This window comes from Gordonia sp. VNK21 (assembly GCF_046098115.1).
Classification (GTDB): Bacteria; Actinomycetota; Actinomycetes; order Mycobacteriales; family Mycobacteriaceae; genus Gordonia.
The window spans coordinates 1-1,328 of record NZ_JBJURU010000034.1 but is presented as its reverse complement, the minus strand read 5'-3'; the positions used below and the strand labels follow the sequence as shown (position 1 = coordinate 1,328).

The 1,328-nt window shown below is 68.5% G+C and carries 2 protein-coding genes; one reads left to right on the top strand and one right to left on the bottom strand.

The genetic code is table 11. The annotated features are described in order from the left end of the window. The first annotated feature begins 17 nt into the window (after nt 1–17). Nucleotides 18–1,103, top strand: a complete 1,086-nt coding sequence (locus ACJMNC_RS18180; RefSeq protein WP_408949351.1) for a DUF2804 family protein — start codon at nt 18–20, stop codon at nt 1,101–1,103. A 22-nt stretch (nt 1,104–1,125) separates the two neighbouring features. On the opposite strand, the gene ACJMNC_RS18175 is transcribed toward ACJMNC_RS18180, so the two are convergent. Then, the coding region (locus ACJMNC_RS18175; protein ID WP_408949348.1) for a GMC oxidoreductase at nt 1,126–1,328 on the bottom strand (203 nt) is incomplete at its 5' end.

Below are 1,328 nucleotides of genomic sequence, written 5' to 3'. Positions count from 1 at the left end.
CTACCGTCATAGCCGAGATGAACGGATCGCAGACTTCCCAGCCCGCCGGTGCGGTGTACCCACCGGCGCCCACCGCTCCCCCGTCGGCGCTGGTCACCGACGGGCGCTACAACTTCGGCACCTACGACGGGCCGATCCCCACGATCAACCCGCTCGACGCCGGCGCACGGCGGATCTTCGACCGTCCCCGGCGCTTCGCGCGGAATCTGCGGCTCAAGGAGTGGGAGGCCTTCCAGCTCGGCGACGACGACTGGTTCGTGCTCGGCGCGGTCTACAACGCCAAGTCGGTGGGGCTGCTGCAGGTGCTGGCGGTGAACAAGCATGAGGAGACCATCACCCGCTGGGAGACCAAGGTGCCCGCACCCACCCTCGCGGTGGCGCACGGCCTGCTCGGCACCTCGTCACGCGGACGGGTCGGCGAGTTCCGGATCGACATCGGCAATCACCTGGAGCGAGGACGGCTCACCGTGGACGCCGCCCACCCCGGGAAGCGGGGTCTGCCGGCCATGGGCCTGCACGTCCGCGGTGACTGCGGCCCCGACGATGCGGCGAATCTCGTTGTGGTGCACCCTTTCTCCGACGACCGCGCGCTGTACTCGCACAAGGTGATGATGCCGATGACCGGATCGCTGGTGATCGGCGGACAGCAGGTCGGCTTCGCCGAGGACCGCGGCTTCCTGGTGCTCGACGACCACCACGGCGACTATCCCCGGCCGCTGCGCTACGACTGGGTCACCGGCCTGCGCCGCACCGATCTCGGCCAGGTGGAGGGCTTCAACCTCACCGCCAACCAGATCAGGGACCCGGCCGTGAACAACGAGAACGCGCTCTGGATCGGCAACCGGCTTCACCGGCTGCCGCCGGTCGCCGTGGAGCGTCCCGACGGACCGTGGGGCCGCTGGCTCATCCGCGACCACGACGGCGCCGTGGACGTGGTCTTCCATCCGGCGGTGCGCTCGACGATGCACGTCGGCCCGGGAAAGATCCTGGCCGCCTACTACGCCCCCTACGGCTGGTACGAGGGCACCCTGAACGGCGACGGCGTCACCCTGAAGGTCGACGGCTTCTTCGGCGTCGGCGAGCAGAAACGTATCACCGTCTGACCGCTCGAGACGCTCGCGGGGGTCAGCGGGTGGCCAGGAAGTGGTCCATGTTGCGTTCGGCCATCGCGGTGATGGTCAGCGCCGGGTTGACCAGACCGACCGCACCGGGAAGCAGTGAGCCGTCCATCACGAACAGATTCGAATAGCCTTTCACCTCGCCGTAATGGCTTGCCGCACTGCCCATCACGACACCCCCGAGACCGTGGTAGGTGCTGCCCGAACCGA